A 16,714-nucleotide genomic window follows, 5' to 3' on the forward strand; every position below is an offset into this window, starting at 1 on the left:
TTAGCCGCTGACGACTGTTTGATCGATTGCGCCAAAGATGCTGTGATTTTTTGCGTCGCGCATCTCGATCCGCACCGTATCACCTGCTTTCAGGAACGGCGTTTCCGGCGTACCGTTTGCGATAGTTTCAACCATGCGCTGTTCGGCAATGCAGGCGTAGCCTCGCCCGCCCTGCGCCACCGGACGGCCCGGCGAACCATCGGCATCGCGGTTCGATACCGTGCCCGAACCGATCAGCGACCCCGCACCAAGGCTGCGCGTCTTTGCCAGATGGGCGATCAGCACGCCGAAATCAAACGTGCATTCCTCCCCAGCTTCGACCCTGCCGAACGCTTCGCCGTTCAAGTCGATCATCAGCGTGCGCGAAACCTTGCCGCCTGCCCAGGCATCACCCAGCGCATCGGGTGTGACGAAAACCGGCGAGAAATGGCTGGCAGGCTTGGACTGCACAAAGCCGAACCCCTTGGCCAGCTCGCCGGGGATCAGGTTGCGCAGGGAAACATCGTTCACCAGCCCGATCAGACGGATATGCTGCAACGCCTGCTGCGGTGTTGCGCCCTGCGGCACATCGCCGGTAACCACCACGATCTCGGCCTCGAAATCACAGCCCCACGTCTCGTCCACCAAGCGAATCGGATCGCGCGCGCCGCGCAGGTCGTCGCTGCCGCCTTGGTACATCAACGGATCGGTCCAGAAGCTTTCCGGCAATTCCGCGCCCCGCGCCTTGCGCACCAGTTCCACGTGATTGACGTAAGCACTGCCATCCGCCCACTGATAGGCGCGCGGCAAAGGCGCGCAGGCCTCGCGCTCGTGGAAGCGTTTGCGCGGGATGGCCCCATGCGCCAGTTCGATGGAAAGCGCCTCGATCAGCGGAAAATGGCGGTCCCAATCATCGAGCAGACCTTGCAGAGTCGGCACGATGTGATCGGCATCGGCGTACCACGCCAGATCATCCGAAACCACGATCAGACGGCCATCGCGCCCCTGCGGCAGCGATGCCAGCTTCACTTGACGTCGCCTTCCAGCGCGCGGGCCGCCTTGAGCAGCTTTTCAAGGATGGCGCGCAGTTTGTCCTGTTCGCGCGTGGTGATCGAGGCGAAAATCTTTTCGTACATCTCCACCGCCTGCGGCCAGATCTGCGCGTGCAGTTCGCGCCCCGTCACAGTCAGTTCCAGATGGTGCGAACGCCCGTCATGCTCGTTCGGGCTGCGTTGCAGAAAGCCCCGATCTTCCAGCACCTTGCAGGCACGGTTTACCGCCACCTTGTCCATCAGCGTGGCCCGCACAAGATCGCGCTGCGTCAGCGCGCCAGCATCGCCAAGCACGGCCATGATGCGCCATTCGGGAATCTTCAGCCCGAATTCGCTGCGGTATTCGCCCGCGATAAGGCTGCTCACCGCGTTCGAGGTGATAGCCATCCGGTAGGGCATGAAGTCGGTTAGGCGGGTCTGTGTTCCGGGCATGATTTCGTATCACATGAAACCAGCCTGAAGCGCAAGAGGGAAATAATATGACGTCAGGCGGCGATCCGCGCGTTAGTTCATTGCAGCATCCGCCGCCAGACGAAATTTTCTTTAAGCAACCCGCGCAAAGCTATCACCGCACCAGCGAAGGAAAGTGGGCGCAGCATCGTTCCATGCTGCGCCCATCAGTCTGTTTGAAATTCGTCTAAGCCAAACGGCTCAGTGGGCCAGAATACCGGCCATTATGAAATCGACGGTATGTTCGCGATAGCTGTCGCGCAATTCCTCGGTCAGCGTATCCTGATCGAAGCAGTGCTTCAGCACCAGCCGTGCTGAAAAGAACCGGTCTGCCGCACCCGTGACCGTGAAGTAGAACAGTTGCGGATTGATCGCGCGGAAAACGCCCGCTTTCACCCCTTCGCCAATGAAGCGATTGTAGGCGCGATGCAGCGGCAGTAGGTACTGATCGGCAATCCGTTTGGCCTCAGCCTCATCGCTATCGCGCACCAGCCGCATCAGCAGGCGGTTGAGATAGGGGTAATCGTAATAGGTATCGATGCACTTCGAAATGTGCAGCCGCAACTTGGCCTCTGGACTCATGTCGTCCTTCGAAAGCAGTGCATCCACGGACTTGACGATGTTCTCCATATCCCGGTCGAGCAGGGCTTTCAGCATCCCCGCCTTGTTGCCGAAATAATATTTCACCAAAGCCGAATTCAGCCCTGATCGCAGGCTCAATTCCGATAGCGAAATGTCGACGACATCGCCCTCGCGCATGATGGCAGATGCCGTCTGCAACAGTTGCTCGCGCGCGCCCGGTGTTTCCAGGCTTTCCCCTTTTTGCACTTCCGTATTCATTCCCAGCCCGGCTCATTCCACCACGGATAAAAAGACGGCATATCCGAAGAAACGCGCGCCGGGTAGCGGGGAGCGCGTTTTTCAAGGAAACTCGAAATCCCTTCGGCAGCGTCCGGCCCGCGTGACAGGGTGTAGATTGCCCGGCTATCTACGCGATGGGCCTCGATCGGATGGCTCAGGCTGGGGTTGTGCCACAGCATCGCGCGGGTCATCGAAACCGATACCGCGCTAGTATTGTCGGCAATCTCGCGTGCCAGCGCCACGGCGGCAGGCATCAGATCGTCAGGTTCATGCAGCGAACGCACAAGGCCACCGCGCAGGGCTTCGTCCGCATCGAACACCCGCCCCGTCATGCACCATTCCAAGGCTTGCGGCAGCCCCACGATGCGCGGCAGGAACCAGCTCGATGCCGCTTCCGGGACGATTCCACGCCGCGCGAAAACCAGCCCGAAGCGGGCCTTGGTCGATGCAAGGCGGATATCCATCGGCAATTGCATCGTCACGCCCACGCCCACGGCCGCACCATTGATCGCGCCGATGACCGGTTTTTTCGACTGGTAGATGCGCAACGTCAGCAGCCCACCCCCATCACGCACGCGCGGATCGGAAAGGTCGGTCACCGGTTCGGCACTGGAAAAGATATGTTTGCCGTCATCCGGCGTCAGATCTGCGCCTGCACAGAAAGCGCGCTCGCCCGATCCGGTAACGATCACCGCCCGTACGCTGTCGTTCGCATCGGTCTGATCGAACGCATCGATCATCTCGTTCATCATCGTGCCGGTGAAAGCGTTCATCTTTTCCGGGCGGTGCAGCGTTATCGTTGCAATGCCATCGGTGATGTCGAGCCTGATCTGCGAGTAGTCGGACAATTGGCCTCTCCCAAAAGCTCTTGCGCGCTCCCGCGCAGGCGGGAGCCTCAGGCAATGGGCGCGCCCCGCTATCACGCGAGTGCGCGCCCTTTTCTCAAATCACCGCGGCGCCATGCGGATGGCGCCATCAAGGCGCACATCTTCACCGTTGAAGTAACCCGTCTCGATCATGCACATCGCCAGATTCGCATATTCTTCAGGCATACCAAGGCGCTTCGGGAACGGCACCGACGCAGCCAGCGCGGCCTTCACGTTTTCGGGGGCACCCTGCAGCAGCGGCGTGTTGAAGATGCCCGGCAGGATCGTGTTCACGCGGATGCCCTCTGCCATCAGATCGCGCGCGATGGGTAGGGTCATGCCCACAACGCCACCCTTCGATGCCGAATAGGCCGCCTGCCCCATCTGGCCGTCCTCGGCCGCCACCGAAGCGGTGTTCACAATCGCCCCGCGCTCACCAAACTCGTCGCACGGATCAAGTGTCATCATGCCCGCAGCCGATTTGGCGATGCAGCGGAACGTGCCCACCAGGTTGATCTGGATGATCCAGTTGAACGCATCCAGTGGGAAGTGCTTGATCTCGCCAGTTTCCTTCGACCGGCTGGCGGTCTTGATCGCATTGCCGGTGCCTGCGCAGTTGACCAGAATGCGTTCCTGCCCATGCGCTTCGCGCGCCTTGGCAAAGCCTGCATCCACGCTTTCGTCGCTGGTCACGTTCACTTCGCAGAACACGCCGCCGATTTCGGCGGCCATCGCTTCGCCCTTTTCCTTCTGAAGGTCGAAGATGGCAACCTTCACTCCCTTGGCAGCCAGTGCGCGGGCCGTGGCCGCACCAAGGCCGGATGCACCGCCGGTCACCACAGCAGCTACGGTATTGTCGAGCTTCATCAAATATGTCCTTCTTCCAAAATCAGAAATTCAAAGCGCTTCGATGATCGTCACGTTGGCCACGCCACCGCCTTCGCACATCGTCTGCAGCCCATATTTGCCACCCCGCGCGCGCAGGGCGTGAATCAGTGTTGCCATCAGCTTGGTGCCCGATGCCCCCAGCGGATGGCCCAGCGCAATCGCGCCGCCGTTCACGTTCAGTCGCTTCGGGTCAGCCCCGGTGTGCTTCAGCCACGCCATCGGCACCGAAGCGAAAGCCTCGTTCACCTCGTACAGATCGATATCCGCGATCTTCATGCCCGCCCGCTGCAATGCGCGGTCGGTGGCAAACAGAGGCTCCTCCAGCATGATCACCGGATCGCCTGCTGTCACCGTCAGATTGTGAATGCGCGCCAGCGGCGTCAGCCCGTGCGCCTTGAGCGCCGCTTCGGACACCACCAGCACCGCGCTCGACCCATCGCAGATCTGGCTTGCGCTGGCCGCCGTTAGCGAACCTTCGGGGCTGAGGAGTTTCACGCCAGCAATCCCTTCCAGCGTCGCGTCAAAGCGGATGCCTTCGTCCACGGTGTGCATCGCCGGGCCTTCGGGCGTCTCGATTTCGATAGGCACGATCTCGTTCGCAAAAGCCTGCGCGTTGGTCGCCGCAATCGCCTTTTCGTGGCTGTTCAGCGAGAAACGATCCAGATCCTCCTTGGAAAAGCCGTGCTTCTTCACGATCATTTCCGCGCCCATGAACTGCGAGAACATCACGCCCGGATACTTTTCCTCCAGCCCCGGCGATTTGTAGTGCCCCAGCCCTTCCTTCATATGGAACGTGGCGTTCGATCCCATCGGCACGCGGCTCATGCTTTCAACGCCGGCTGCCAGAACCACGTCCTGCACGCCCGACATCACCGCCTGCGCCGCGAACTGGACAGCCTGTTGCGATGATCCGCACTGGCGGTCGATGGTCACCGCAGGGGTCGATTGCGGCAGCAGCTTTGACGCCAACACCGCATTGCGCCCCACCTGCATCGCCTGCTGTCCGGCCTGCGTCACGCAGCCCATGATCACATCGTCGATAGCCGTTGGATCAAGTCCCACCCGCGCGACGATGGCATCAAGGCTGCGCGCGGCAAGGTCCACCGGATGCACGCCCGCCAGCCTGCCGCCCCTACGTCCGCCTGCTGTACGCACCGCATCGACGATATAGGCAGTTGCCATTCTTCCGACTCCTCTCGAACCTCTTTAATCGAACGATTAAGCCCCACTGTTGCGCTGGTCAAGCAGACTTGTGCCAATCGCCGCTCCACCGCATAGACACGCCAGTGAGCAAGGAATCCGCCCTCATCGCCGCCCTGCGCGCGCTCGCACCGCACCCTGCTGCGCGCGGCCTTCAGGACGATTGCGCCGTGCTCGATTTCGGCGGCGAAACGCTGATCCTCACGCATGACATGATGGTCGAAGCGGTCCACTGGCTGCCGGGTCAGGACATGGCCGACGTTGCGTGGAAACTTGTGGCCACCAACCTGTCGGATCTTGCATCCAAAGGTGCAGATCCCGTCGGCGTGCTCCTCGGCTTTACGCTGGGCGATAATGACGCCCGGTTTCTCGCTGGCCTTGACGAAGCCCTTACCGCTTTCGCTGTCCCCCTGCTCGGCGGCGATACCGTCAGCGCCAATGGCCCCCGCAGCCTCGGCCTCACTGCGCTCGGCCGCGCCACGTGCCGCCCGGTTCCCGACCGGCGCGGCGCAAGCGCTGGCGATGCGCTCTGGATCACCGGCCCAGTCGGTGCGGCCATGCTTGGGTTCGAAGCTCTGCGCGATGGCACCGATGCGGATAGTACCACCTTCCGCCGCCCTACGCCGCGCCTTGCAGAGGGCCGCGCCCTTGCCCACCATGTCACCGCGATGATGGACGTGTCCGATGGACTGCTAATCGATTCCGCTCGTATGGCCGAGGCCAGCGGAGTCACGTTCGACATCGAAAGCACCGCTGTCCCCTTCCCCGCCAGACTCCCCTCGGCCCGGCATGACGAAGCCATGCGTTGGGGCGAAGATTACGAACTGCTATTCACCCTCCCCCCCGATGCGACACCGCCGGTCCCCGCCTATCGTATTGGCCTCGCTACCGCGCCAACCAGATCATCCGTTACCCTCGATGGTGCAGTGCCGCATGGCACACTGGGTTATACGCACGATTAAAAAGGCCTTGATCCACGTCATGGAAGGGCTTGCGGGGCGCAAATAAAGCTATAGCTTCGCCCGGCCCGCAAACGACGGGACCGGGCCTTTCGTGGCACCGGAATAAAGGGGGATGCCATCGTGAACCTAGTCGTATTATCGATACTGCTTGGGTTGCTGGCCATCGTGTATGGCTTCGTGACCAGCCGTCAGGTGCTGGGCGCACCGGCGGGCAATGCCAAAATGCAGGAAATTGCCGCTGCCATTCAGGAAGGCGCGCAAGCCTATCTGAAGCGTCAGTACACCACCATCGCAATCGTCGGCGTGGTCGTCGCCGTCATCATCGCCGCCACTCTCGGCACGATCTCCGCCACCGGCTTCGTCATCGGCGCGGTCCTTTCGGGCGTGGCGGGCTTCATCGGGATGAACATCTCGGTCCGGTCCAACGTGCGCACGGCGGCGGCGGCACAGAACGGCCTTCAGGCTGGTCTCACGCTGGCGTTCCGCGCGGGCGCGATCACCGGGATGCTGGTGGCAGGCCTCGCCCTGCTCGCCATCGCGGTGTTCTACCACTATCTGACCGACATCGCCGGTTACACCGTGGGCGGCGATGATCGCACCGTGGTTGACGGCCTCGTCGCGCTGGCCTTTGGCGCTTCGCTCATCTCGATCTTCGCGCGTCTGGGCGGCGGCATCTTCACCAAGGCGGCAGACGTGGGCGCCGATCTTGTCGGCAAAGTCGAAGCTGGCATCCCTGAAGACGATCCACGCAACCCCGCCGTTATTGCCGACAACGTGGGCGACAATGTGGGCGATTGCGCCGGCATGGCCGCCGACCTGTTCGAAACCTATGTCGTTACCGTGGGCGCAACGATGGTGCTCACCGCGCTGCTGCTCAAAGGGCTGGGCGCTGCCCTTGGCCCGATGATGGCGCTGCCGCTGCTGATCGGCGGCGTGTGCATCGTCACCTCGATCATCGGCACCTATTTCGTTAAGCTGGGTTCGTCGAACAACATCATGGGCGCGATGTACAAGGGCTTCCTTGTTACCGCCGTCCTTTCCGTCGGCGCGATCTGGTGGGCGATCGACTATGCCCTTGGCGGCATGGAAACGCCGATGAGCTACACCATCATGGCCGATACAGTGACCTTCACCGGGCGCACGCTGTTCTACTGCTCGCTGCTCGGCCTGGTCATCACCGGCCTGATCATCTGGATCACGGAGTATTACACCGGCACCAACTATCGTCCGGTGCGCTCCATCGCCAAATCGTCGGAAACCGGCCACGGCACCAACGTGATTCAGGGGCTGGCCATCAGCCTTGAATCCACCGCGCTGCCCACGCTGGTGATCTGCGCGGGCATCATCATCGCATACCAGCTCGCAGGCCTTATCGGCATCGCCTATGGCGCAACCGCCATGCTGGCGCTGGCCGGAATGGTCGTCGCGCTGGACGCCTATGGTCCCGTGACCGACAACGCGGGCGGTATTGCAGAAATGGCAGGGCTGGACGATTCGGTCCGTGAAAAGACCGATGCGCTCGATGCCGTGGGCAACACGACCAAGGCCGTGACCAAGGGCTATGCCATCGGTTCGGCAGGTCTTGCCGCCCTCGTACTCTTCGCCGCCTACACCACTGACTTGCGTGAATTCTTCCCGAACCTCGCGGTCAGCTTCAGCCTTGAAAACCCATACGTCATCGTCGGGCTGCTGCTCGGCGCGCTCCTGCCGTACCTGTTCGGTGCGATGGGCATGACCGCTGTGGGCCGCGCGGCTGGCGACGTGGTGATCGACGTGCGTGACCAGTTCCGCGACAACCCGGGCATCATGGCGGGCACGTCAAAGCCTGATTACGCCCGCACAGTGGACCTTGTGACCAAGGCGGCGATCAAGGAAATGATCATTCCTTCGCTGCTCCCGGTCCTCGCTCCGATCGCAGTCTATTTCGTGATCGCAGCGGTCGGCGGGCAGGCCAATGGCTTTGCAGCCCTTGGCGCATTGCTGCTGGGCGTGATCGTTGGCGGGCTGTTCGTCGCCATATCGATGACATCGGGCGGCGGCGCGTGGGACAACGCCAAGAAGTATATCGAAGACGGCAACCACGGCGGCAAAGGCAGCGAAGCCCACAAGGCCGCCGTCACCGGTGATACCGTGGGCGATCCCTACAAGGACACCGCCGGTCCCGCCGTCAACCCGATGATCAAGATCACCAATATCGTCGCTCTGCTGCTGCTTGCAGCACTTGCGGCCAACGCAGCCGGATAACCGGCGCAACCCACAAGTTGGGGAGAGGAGACCCCGCCCGGAGCGATCCGGGCGGGGCTTTTCATTGGGGGCGTTGTCTCAACGCTCTCAAAGCGCAGGGTTGTTATAGCAGTGCCATGTAAATATCGCCGCCGCCCCGCGATGCGGGCGCCAATCCTCGGCCAGCGCGCGGGTTTCCTTCTCGCTTGGCCGCTCCGCAAGACCAAGCAGCTTGCCCAGCCCCACCTGCACGGCCAGATCGCCCGCAGGCCAGATGTCGGGGCGTCCTTCGGCAAACAGCAGGTAGATTTCAGCAGACCAGCGCCCGATGCCCTTGATCTTCACCAGTTCGGCAATCGCCGCCTCGTCGTCTTCTGGCAAAGCATCCAGATCGAGTTCGCCCGAAACCACCAGTTCACACAACGAACGCGCATAGCCCTGCTTCTGCCGCGAAAGCCCGCAGGCACGCAGCGAATCGAAATCGGCGGCAAGCAGATCGTGCGGCGGCATGTCCTCGCCCAGCAGCGCCTCCAGCTTACTCCAGACCGAAGCGGCTGCCGCCACGCTTACCTGCTGACCCACGATAGTGCGCAGCAGCGTGCCATAACCCGTGGCCCTGATGCGCGGTTCGGGATAGCCGACGCGCGAAATGGCGGAACCAAGCGCCGGGTTACGCTCGGAAATGAAATCCAGTCCGTCGCGTATCGCTTGTGCTGAAAGCCCCACCCTATTTCTCCGCAACCGTGTTTTGGCCGGTTCGGCAGTTGCCAAAGCCGCAATCGCGCGATAGCAGCCCCGTCCAAAGGCGAACAGGGGGCGTTGTTTAGGCGCGTATGGCCCTTCGCCGCATTTGGAGAACGGACGATGCCGAAGATCGTGGTTGTCAATCGTGCAGGTGAAGAAAAGACAGTAGAGGCCGACGCTGGCCTGTCGGTGATGGAAGCCATCCGTGACAATGGCTTTGACGAACTGCTGGCCCTGTGCGGCGGCTGCTGCTCGTGCGCCACGTGCCACGTCTATATCGACCCGGCCTTTGCCGACAAGGTTGCGCCGATGAGCGAGGACGAAAACGATCTGCTCGACAGTTCGGACCACCGCAACGAAACGTCGCGCCTTTCGTGCCAGGTGCAGATCACCGGCGACCTTGACGGTCTGCGCGTGACCATCGCCCCGGAAGACTGATTTCCTGCGCCTTGGCGCAATGAAAAAGGCCCGCCTCCAAATGGAGCGCGGGCCTTTTTCATAAGTTCAAAAACGATGCGCCCCCGCGAGAAGGCGGGGGCGCAAATAATCCGCAGATCAGGTCAAACCCGCAAGCCCGCCGTCTCGTCCAGTCCGGCCATCAGGTTCAGCGTCTGCACAGCAGCTCCGCTTGCGCCCTTGCCCAGATTGTCCAGCACGGCCACCAGCCGCGCCTGTTCGCCGTCCTCGCTGCCCATCACGTGCAGCTTCAAACCGTCCCACGGCTCCATCGATGCGCGCATCAGCATCTCGCCATCCGCAGGCGCATCCTGCGCCACGGTGACGATCTTCGATTCGCCATAGAACTGCGTCAGTGCCGCCCGCAGCAGTTCGGCAGGTACATTGCCTGGCATCACGCCCAGCGGCAGCAGCACTTCCACCACCATGCCGCGATGCGCAGGCACCACAGCGGGGCTGAACAGCGGCGCAATGGCAAGGCCTGCATAGCGCTGCATTTCCGGCACATGCTTGTGCCCGAAGCTCAAGCCATAGCCGCGCCATGCGATATCGCGATCATCCTCAAACCGCTTGATCAGCGCCTTGCCGCCGCCCGAATACCCGGACACGCCGGTGCAGGTATATGGCCACGCAGAAGGCAGCAGACCGTTGTGTACCAGCGGCGCCAGCAGGCCGAGGAACCCGGTCGGGTAGCAGCCGGGATTGGACACGCGCTTGGCCTCAGCCACCGTTTCACGCCCGACCAGTTCAGGGAAACCATAGGTCCAGCCATCGGCCACGCGGTGTGCGGTCGAAGCGTCGATCACTTTGGTGTGGTCGTTGCGGATCATCGCCACGGCATCGCGCGCAGCGTCATCGGGCAGGCACAGGATCACCACATCGGCGTCGTTGATCGCTTCGGCACGCGCGGCATCGTCCTTGCGGCGTGCATCGTCGAGCGCAATCAGCGTGAATTCGCTGCGGCCTGCAAGCCGATCCGCAATCTCAAGGCCGGTGGTGCCCGCTGCACCATCGATAAAGACCGAAGTGGTCATGCCTGCGGCTCCAGTTGCGCAACTTCGACATAGCCGACCAACTGGTCTGCCTGCGCCTGTCCCCAGGCCCAGCCGCCTGCGATATCCAGCACGTCAAACGTCTCGCCCGCTGTCAGCGCGCGCAGTTCCTCGCCATCGGGCTTGCCCGCGCCGCGCAACACGCCTGCCGCTTTCAGCGTGTGCGGCATCGGCACGGCATAGTGCGGCACGAAGTATCGTCCAGCAAGGCCAATATGCGCCAGATCGCCACGCACCGGCAGGTGCGGCTTGTCCGAACGGTCAGCCGGGCGCACCAGCGCAAGCTGGCCGGTCGGCACGTCAACGGAAAGAGGCATGGCTTCGACGGTCAATTCTGGATGTCCCCGCAGCAGGAAAGCCGGGCGATTAGCGGCGTCCGCGCTGACAGGCAAGCTATGCCGCACGGGCCGCCCCATCAGCCATAGCGCGCCTTCAGCAATCCCCACGCCGCGCGCAGGCCCAGCGCATCGCCACCCTTGGGCCGCCCCGGCTTGGCCACAGGACGCCATGCAAAGGTATCAAAGTGCGCCCAATCAATGCCTTCGCCCACAAAGCGGTCCAGAAACAGCGCCGCAACACTCGCGCCTGCAAAGCCGTTGGAAGGTGAATTTTGCAGGTCGGCAACGTCTGATTTCAGATATTCCCGATAGCCGTCGTGCAATGGCAAGCGCCAACAGGCGTCGTCCCGCTCCATCCCGGCGCGCAGCAGATCATTCGCCGTGGCATCTGTCCGCGCGAACATCGCAGGCAGATCAGGGCCAAGCGCAACCCGCGCAGCGCCGGTCAGCGTGGCGAAATCGATCACCAGTTCGGCCTGCAACTCGCTGGCGCGGGCCAGCGCATCGCCCAGCACCAGCCGCCCTTCGGCGTCGGTATTGGTCACCTCTACCGAAAGTCCTGCGCGTGACCGCAGAATATCGCCGGGACGGAAAGCATTGGCGGAAATGGCGTTTTCCACCGCTGGCACAAGCAGATGCAGCCGGATCTTCAGATTCAGCGCCATGATCAGGCCCGCCAGCGCGATGGCATGGGCCGCGCCGCCCATGTCCTTTTTCATCAGCGCCATGCCCGATGATGGCTTGATATCCAGCCCGCCCGAATCGAAGCACACGCCCTTGCCCACAATGGCCACGCGCGGATGCTTGGGATCGCCCCATTCCATCTCGATCAGGCGCGGCGCATGGCTGCGCGCCGCCGCCCTACCCACCGCGTGAACCATTGGATAGTCCCGCTCCAGCGCATCGCCCGAAACGACGTGGACTTCGGCATGATACCGCTTGGCCAACGCCCGGACTTCGGCCTCAAGCTGAAACGGCCCCATGTCTTCGGCGGGGGTATTCACCAGATCGCGCACCATCAACACAGCTGCCGCTTCAGCCAGCGCCGGTTCGATCTGCGCCACGTCCTTGGTCAGCAGAATGCGCGGCTCAGCCTCGGTGGCATCCTTGCGATAGCGGTCAAAGCGATACTGCCCCGTCACCCAGCCATGCAGCGCCTTGCCCGGCTCTCCACCAGCACGGCGATAGGTGCCGCCCGGCAGCACGTCGGCCAGCTTGGCCATGCACCATGATGAAAGGTCTGCGACATTCGCAACGCCAGCCACTGCAAACCACCCGTCGGCATCGGGCACGATGGCATATTCATAGCCGCCGCCTTCAAACTTCTGCGCGGCCAGCGTGGAACGCTGTGCGCCGTTGAGGCTTTTCAGAAAGTCGGGCAGCGTCGCCTTGTCAACAAGGTGGAGGGCAATGGCCTGCTGGCCGCGATCAGGCTGGATCAGCGCGTTTCTGTCGGTCATGTTGAGAAATACATGGCGCAGCGCGCGGTTTGTGGCGAGAGGAAATGTTGGATGCGTTCAATACTGATAGTGTCGGTTCTGGCCCTCGCCGCCTGTTCGGTGAAAGAGGACGATCCGACGGCTGCCGCCAGCGAAACGCCCGTCGCCGCGCCCTCTGCACCAGCAATCCCCGCGCAGACTCCCGTCACCGCACGACAGGTGGATGAAGAGAACGACACGTACGACTTCTCCTATTCCTACCCGGCCAGCGCAGGGGCAATTCCCGCGCTCAAGGCGATCCTCGATGCCGAACTGGAAAAGTCCCGCCGCGATCTGAAGACCGAAGCTGAAGAGGGCAAGAAGCTGGCCAAGGAGAGCGGCTTTCCGTTCAATCCCTATAGCTACAGTGTGGAATGGAAGGTGGTGACCGACCTTCCCGCATGGCTGAGCCTTTCCACATTGGTCGGCACCTACAGCGGCGGCGCGCATCCCAACTATGTATTCGACACCGTGCTGTGGGACCGGATCGCAGGAAAGCGCCGCAACCCGGTGGACCTCTTCACATCCAAAGCCGCCCTCACCGCCGCGATTCGCGCGCCCTTCTGCAAGGAGCTTGACCGTCAACGCGCGAATAAGCGACAAGGCGAGGAACTGGGCGGGATTTCCGAATTCAGCGAATGCATAGACCCGCTGGAACAGACGATCATCCTCGGCTCGTCAAACGGCAAGGCTTTCGACCGCATCGGTGTGCTCGTGGCGCCCTATTCTGCGGGCCCTTATGCCGAGGGTGATTACGAGGTGACGCTGCCCGTCACGCAAAAGGTGCTCGATGCGGTCAGGCCGGAGTTTAAGCCGACCTTCGTCACCGGATGAAACAAGCCTCTGCGAACACCTCGCAATTTTGCGCGAAGGTCGCTAGATGGGGTCCATGACCGAATACATGATCGTTGAAGACCACGATGTCCTGATGCGCGACGGGACGATCAAGCTCCACGGCCCTGCCGGGTTCGAAGGGATGCGCAAGGCTGGCCGCCTCGCCGCCGATATCCTCGATGCGCTCGCCCCGCTCGTCGTGCCCGGCGTGCGCACCGATCATCTTGACGATGTGGTCCGCCAGATGACGCTGGACGCAGGTGCGATTCCCGCAACGCTGGGCTATCGCGGCTATGCCCATTCCTGCTGCATCTCGATCAACCATGTCGTCTGCCACGGCATTCCTTCGGAAAAGACGCTGAAGGACGGGGATATCGTCAATATCGACGTTACCCCCCTGCTTGATGGCTGGCATGGCGATACCAGCCGCATGTATCTGGTGGGCGATGTGCCCCTCAAAGCACGGCGCCTTGTCGATGTAACGCACGAATGCCTGATGATCGGCATCGAAAAGGCCCGCCCCGGCGCGCGTCTGGGCGATATCGGCGCGGCGATTCAGGCCCATGCCGAAAAACAGCGCTATGGCGTGGTACGCGAATTTTGCGGTCACGGTCTTGGCCGCCTGTTCCACGATTCGCCCGAAGTGATCCACGCCGCCCGCGCCGGAACCGGCCCGGAACTCAAGCCCGGCATGTTCTTCACCATCGAACCGATGATCAATCTTGGCAAGCCCGCGGTAAAGATCCTCGACGATGGCTGGACTGCAGTGACGCGCGACCGTTCGCTGTCGGCCCAGTTCGAACATTCTATCGGCATCACCGAGGACGGCTGCGAGATCTTCACGCTCAGCACCAAAGGCCTGCACAAGCCGCCTTACGACGCCTGATCCATCAAGTTACTCGTTCGTCATTGCGAGAGTAGCGAAGCAATAACGACGTTAGAATTGCCGTCTGCCCAAAAAACGGGCAGTCTCTGCGCAAAATTTATGCACGATTTGAACAAGCCTGCGCAATCTTGCGCATGGATTGCTTGCGCATTCGATTCAAATCTTGCCGGACCCCTGATTTTACGGCTTTCGCGATGCAGCGCGATGGCCTAGTGGATTGTGACATCACGTGGCACGATTCTTGTAATGTCGTGTCCAACACACGGGTACAATCTGCCGGTTCGCTCATTGCGGGCGCTCCGGCCTGCGTTGCAGGGGTCTGAACGACGTGAAAAAGGTCGAAGCGATCATCAAGCCCTTCAAGCTCGATGAAGTGAAGGAAGCGCTGCACGAAATCGGCGTCTCCGGCATCACTGTCACCGAAGCGAAGGGTTTCGGCCGCCAGAAAGGCCACACCGAACTGTATCGCGGTGCAGAATACGTTGTCGATTTTCTGCCCAAGGTGAAGCTCGAAGTCGTGATCAGCGACGATCTGGCCGACCGTGTGGTCGAAGCTATCGCCGCCGCCGCGCAGACGGGCCGCATTGGCGACGGCAAGATTTTCGTTATCCCGGTCGAAAGCGCACTGCGCATCCGCACGGGCGAACGCAACGACGACGCGATCTGACGATCACGGCCTGATTTGGTGCAATTCGGCCAAGGCGGGATTGCGCGATAAAGCGGGGGTGGGCCTGTGGACGGGCAAGCCTCCAGAAAACAACCACCCCAGATACCCCCCGAACCTCTCCACCGGGGGCATTAAGAAGGACCAGCGATGGCAAGTGCAAAGGACATCCTCGCCCGTATCAAGGACGAGGAAATCGAATGGGTCGACCTGCGCTTCACCGACCCCAAGGGCAAGTGGCAGCACCTGACGATGGTCGCCGGCCTGATCGGTGAAGATGAACTCGAAGACGGCCTGATGTTCGACGGTTCGTCGATCGAAGGCTGGAAGGCCATCAACGAATCGGACATGATCCTCAAGCCCGATCTCGACTCGGTCTTCATCGATCCGTTCTCGGCCACGCCGATGATGATCATCTGCTGCGACATCGTTGAACCGTCGACCGGCGAACTCTATGCCCGCGACCCGCGTTCGACCGCGAAGCGCGCAGAAGCTTTCGTGAAGTCCGCCGGTTTTGGTGACACCGTGTATGTTGGCCCGGAAGCCGAATTCTTCCTGTTCGACGACGTGAAGTTCTACGACGGTTACGACGGCAACGGCTTCAAGATCGACGATATCGAACTGCCGACCAACTCGGCCAAGGACTACGAAGGCGGCAACCTTGCGCACCGTCCGCGCGCCAAGGGTGGCTACTTCCCGGTCGCACCGGTCGATAGCTGCGTCGATATTCGTGGCGAAATGGTTTCGACCATGATCGAAATGGGCCTCCCCTGCGACAAGCACCACCACGAAGTGGCCTCGGCGCAGCACGAACTCGGCCTCACCTTCGGCACGCTGGTGCAGACGGCTGACCGTATGCAGGTCTACAAGTACGTCGTGCAGCAGGTCGCCCACGCCTATGGCAAGACCGCCACGTTCATGCCGAAGCCGATCATGAAGGACAACGGCTCGGGTATGCACACCCACATGTCGATCTGGGACGGTGGCAAGCCGCTGTTCGCAGGCAACGGCTATGCTGGTCTGTCGGACATGTGCCTCTATTTCATCGGCGGCGTGATCAAGCACGCCAAGGCGCTGAACGCTTTCACCAACCCCACCACCAACAGCTACAAGCGTCTGGTGCCGGGCTATGAAGCGCCCGTGCTGCTCGCCTATTCGGCGCGCAACCGTTCGGCTTCGTGCCGCATCCCCTATGGCACTGGTGCCAAGGCGAAGCGCGTCGAATTCCGCTTCCCCGATGCGATGGCCAACCCCTATCTGTGCTATGCAGCGCTGCTGATGGCTGGCCTTGACGGTATCAAGAACAAGATCCACCCGGGCGAAGCGATGGACAAGAACCTGTACGATCTGCCCCCGGCAGAACTCGCCCAGGTGCCCACCGTTTGCGGTTCGCTCCGCGAAGCGCTCGACAGCCTTGAAGCTGACCACGAATTCCTGCTGCAGGGCGGCGTGTTCACCAAGGACCAGATCGAAGCCTACATCGAACTGAAGTGGCCCGAAGTGATGCGTTGGGAAACCACGCCTTCGGCTGTCGAATTCGACATGTACTATTCGCTCTGATCCTTACCGATCAGCAACGATACGAAAGGGCGTCCGGGAAACCGGGCGCCTTTTTCGTTTCCTTCACCAGCCGCGCCCTCGCGCAGGCGGCGGCCTCAGTGTTGTTACACGGCGCCCGCACAAACAGACTGCGGCCCCGCAACAATCCAAATCTTACCCACCCGCGTTAACCGAGTTTTCGCCCCTAGGCGGATAGACACGACTTCGGAGAACCTTCGAAG

17 protein-coding genes are annotated in these 16,714 nt (G+C 61.8%); 7 read left to right on the top strand and 10 right to left on the bottom strand.

Annotated elements, in window-relative coordinates; translation table 11 throughout:
- From HGI47_RS07620 to HGI47_RS07645, 6 genes are all read right to left on the bottom strand, one after another.
- Complete coding sequence (locus tag HGI47_RS07620; RefSeq protein ID WP_168852233.1) at window positions 1-1,008, bottom strand: fumarylacetoacetate hydrolase family protein; 1,008 nt, start codon at window positions 1,006-1,008, stop codon at window positions 1-3.
- Window positions 1,005-1,463, bottom strand: coding sequence for a MarR family winged helix-turn-helix transcriptional regulator (locus tag HGI47_RS07625; protein WP_168852234.1), 459 nt, complete (start codon window positions 1,461-1,463; stop codon window positions 1,005-1,007). Before HGI47_RS07625 ends, HGI47_RS07620 begins: the two co-directional genes overlap by 4 nt.
- Before the next feature lie 219 nt (window positions 1,464-1,682).
- The gene (locus HGI47_RS07630; protein WP_168852235.1) at window positions 1,683-2,321 is read right to left on the bottom strand and encodes a TetR family transcriptional regulator; all 639 of its coding nucleotides are present in this window, start codon (window positions 2,319-2,321) and stop codon (window positions 1,683-1,685) included.
- Window positions 2,318-3,190, bottom strand: a complete 873-nt coding sequence (locus HGI47_RS07635) for a crotonase/enoyl-CoA hydratase family protein (protein ID WP_168852236.1) — start codon at window positions 3,188-3,190, stop codon at window positions 2,318-2,320. The genes HGI47_RS07630 and HGI47_RS07635 overlap by 4 nt, the downstream gene beginning before the upstream one ends.
- A 99-nt stretch (window positions 3,191-3,289) precedes the next feature.
- Entirely contained in the window at window positions 3,290-4,075 is a 786-nt protein-coding gene (locus HGI47_RS07640) for an SDR family NAD(P)-dependent oxidoreductase (RefSeq protein ID WP_168852237.1), read from the bottom strand.
- A gap of 30 nt (window positions 4,076-4,105) precedes the next feature.
- A complete protein-coding gene (locus HGI47_RS07645; protein WP_168852238.1) occupies window positions 4,106-5,278 on the bottom strand; it encodes an acetyl-CoA C-acetyltransferase in 1,173 nt (390 codons plus the stop codon).
- 104 nt (window positions 5,279-5,382) lie between these two features.
- Here HGI47_RS07645 and thiL point away from each other — a divergent pair, with 104 nt between their 5' ends.
- Both thiL and HGI47_RS07655 read left to right on the top strand, forming a co-directional pair.
- Window positions 5,383-6,258, top strand: coding sequence for a thiamine-phosphate kinase (thiL, locus tag HGI47_RS07650; RefSeq protein ID WP_168852239.1), 876 nt, complete (start codon window positions 5,383-5,385; stop codon window positions 6,256-6,258).
- A 120-nt stretch (window positions 6,259-6,378) separates the two neighbouring features.
- Entirely contained in the window at window positions 6,379-8,502 is a 2,124-nt protein-coding gene (locus HGI47_RS07655) for a sodium-translocating pyrophosphatase (RefSeq protein WP_168852240.1), read from the top strand.
- An 87-nt stretch (window positions 8,503-8,589) separates the two neighbouring features.
- On the opposite strand, the gene HGI47_RS07660 is transcribed toward HGI47_RS07655, so the two are convergent.
- Entirely contained in the window at window positions 8,590-9,207 is a 618-nt protein-coding gene (locus HGI47_RS07660) for a DNA-3-methyladenine glycosylase 2 family protein (RefSeq protein ID WP_168852241.1), read from the bottom strand.
- A gap of 138 nt (window positions 9,208-9,345) precedes the next feature.
- Between HGI47_RS07660 and HGI47_RS07665 the strand changes: the two genes are divergently transcribed.
- Window positions 9,346-9,663, top strand: a complete 318-nt coding sequence (locus HGI47_RS07665) for a 2Fe-2S iron-sulfur cluster-binding protein (protein WP_039334168.1) — start codon at window positions 9,346-9,348, stop codon at window positions 9,661-9,663.
- A 122-nt stretch (window positions 9,664-9,785) separates the two neighbouring features.
- Here HGI47_RS07665 and argC read toward each other — a convergent pair whose 3' ends face one another.
- Genes argC through HGI47_RS07680 form a run of 3 tightly spaced genes read right to left on the bottom strand, consistent with a single transcriptional unit; the run spans window position 9,786 to window position 12,531 of the window.
- On the bottom strand, window positions 9,786-10,715 hold the full coding sequence (argC, locus tag HGI47_RS07670) for an N-acetyl-gamma-glutamyl-phosphate reductase (protein WP_168852242.1): 930 nt from the start codon (window positions 10,713-10,715) through the stop codon (window positions 9,786-9,788).
- Entirely contained in the window at window positions 10,712-11,179 is a 468-nt protein-coding gene (locus HGI47_RS23045; RefSeq protein ID WP_370521662.1) for a hypothetical protein, read from the bottom strand. The genes argC and HGI47_RS23045 overlap by 4 nt, the downstream gene beginning before the upstream one ends.
- A complete protein-coding gene (locus tag HGI47_RS07680; RefSeq protein ID WP_168852244.1) occupies window positions 11,149-12,531 on the bottom strand; it encodes a M17 family metallopeptidase in 1,383 nt (460 codons plus the stop codon). The genes HGI47_RS23045 and HGI47_RS07680 overlap by 31 nt, the downstream gene beginning before the upstream one ends.
- Window positions 12,532-12,582: 51 nt before the next feature.
- On the opposite strand from HGI47_RS07680, the gene HGI47_RS07685 reads away from it, so the two are divergent.
- The 4 genes from HGI47_RS07685 (at window position 12,583) to glnA (ending at window position 16,493) form a co-directional block, all read left to right on the top strand.
- A complete protein-coding gene (locus HGI47_RS07685) occupies window positions 12,583-13,383 on the top strand; it encodes a DUF4163 domain-containing protein (protein WP_168852245.1) in 801 nt (266 codons plus the stop codon).
- A 55-nt stretch (window positions 13,384-13,438) separates the two neighbouring features.
- Window positions 13,439-14,269: a type I methionyl aminopeptidase gene (map, locus tag HGI47_RS07690; RefSeq protein ID WP_206066065.1), complete on the top strand. Its 831-nt coding sequence runs from the start codon at window positions 13,439-13,441 to the stop codon at window positions 14,267-14,269.
- A gap of 328 nt (window positions 14,270-14,597) precedes the next feature.
- A complete protein-coding gene (locus HGI47_RS07695; RefSeq protein WP_168852247.1) occupies window positions 14,598-14,936 on the top strand; it encodes a P-II family nitrogen regulator in 339 nt (112 codons plus the stop codon).
- Between the two features lie 147 nt (window positions 14,937-15,083).
- Window positions 15,084-16,493, top strand: coding sequence for a type I glutamate--ammonia ligase (gene glnA / locus HGI47_RS07700; RefSeq protein ID WP_168852248.1), 1,410 nt, complete (start codon window positions 15,084-15,086; stop codon window positions 16,491-16,493).
- Window positions 16,494-16,714 lie beyond the last annotated feature (221 nt).

It is taken from the genome of Novosphingobium sp. ERN07 (assembly GCF_012641335.1).
In the GTDB taxonomy this organism is placed as follows: Bacteria; Pseudomonadota; Alphaproteobacteria; order Sphingomonadales; family Sphingomonadaceae; genus Novosphingobium.

Excerpts from the sequence above, each read along its gene's own strand:
- HGI47_RS07645 (WP_168852238.1), bottom strand. The coding sequence starts at position 5,278 with ATGGCAACTGCCTATATCGTCGATGCGGTGCGTACAGCAGGCGGACGT.
- glnA (WP_168852248.1), top strand. The coding sequence starts at position 15,084 with ATGGCAAGTGCAAAGGACATCCTCGCCCGTATCAAGGACGAGGAAATC.
- map (WP_206066065.1), top strand. The coding sequence starts at position 13,439 with ATGACCGAATACATGATCGTTGAAGACCACGATGTCCTGATGCGCGAC.
- HGI47_RS07680 (WP_168852244.1), bottom strand. The coding sequence starts at position 12,531 with ATGACCGACAGAAACGCGCTGATCCAGCCTGATCGCGGCCAGCAGGCC.
- HGI47_RS07625 (WP_168852234.1), bottom strand. The coding sequence starts at position 1,463 with ATGCCCGGAACACAGACCCGCCTAACCGACTTCATGCCCTACCGGATG.
- HGI47_RS07630 (WP_168852235.1), bottom strand. The coding sequence starts at position 2,321 with ATGAATACGGAAGTGCAAAAAGGGGAAAGCCTGGAAACACCGGGCGCG.
- HGI47_RS07685 (WP_168852245.1), top strand. The coding sequence starts at position 12,583 with ATGCGTTCAATACTGATAGTGTCGGTTCTGGCCCTCGCCGCCTGTTCG.
- argC (WP_168852242.1), bottom strand. The coding sequence starts at position 10,715 with ATGACCACTTCGGTCTTTATCGATGGTGCAGCGGGCACCACCGGCCTT.
- HGI47_RS07640 (WP_168852237.1), bottom strand. The coding sequence starts at position 4,075 with ATGAAGCTCGACAATACCGTAGCTGCTGTGGTGACCGGCGGTGCATCC.
- HGI47_RS07665 (WP_039334168.1), top strand. The coding sequence starts at position 9,346 with ATGCCGAAGATCGTGGTTGTCAATCGTGCAGGTGAAGAAAAGACAGTA.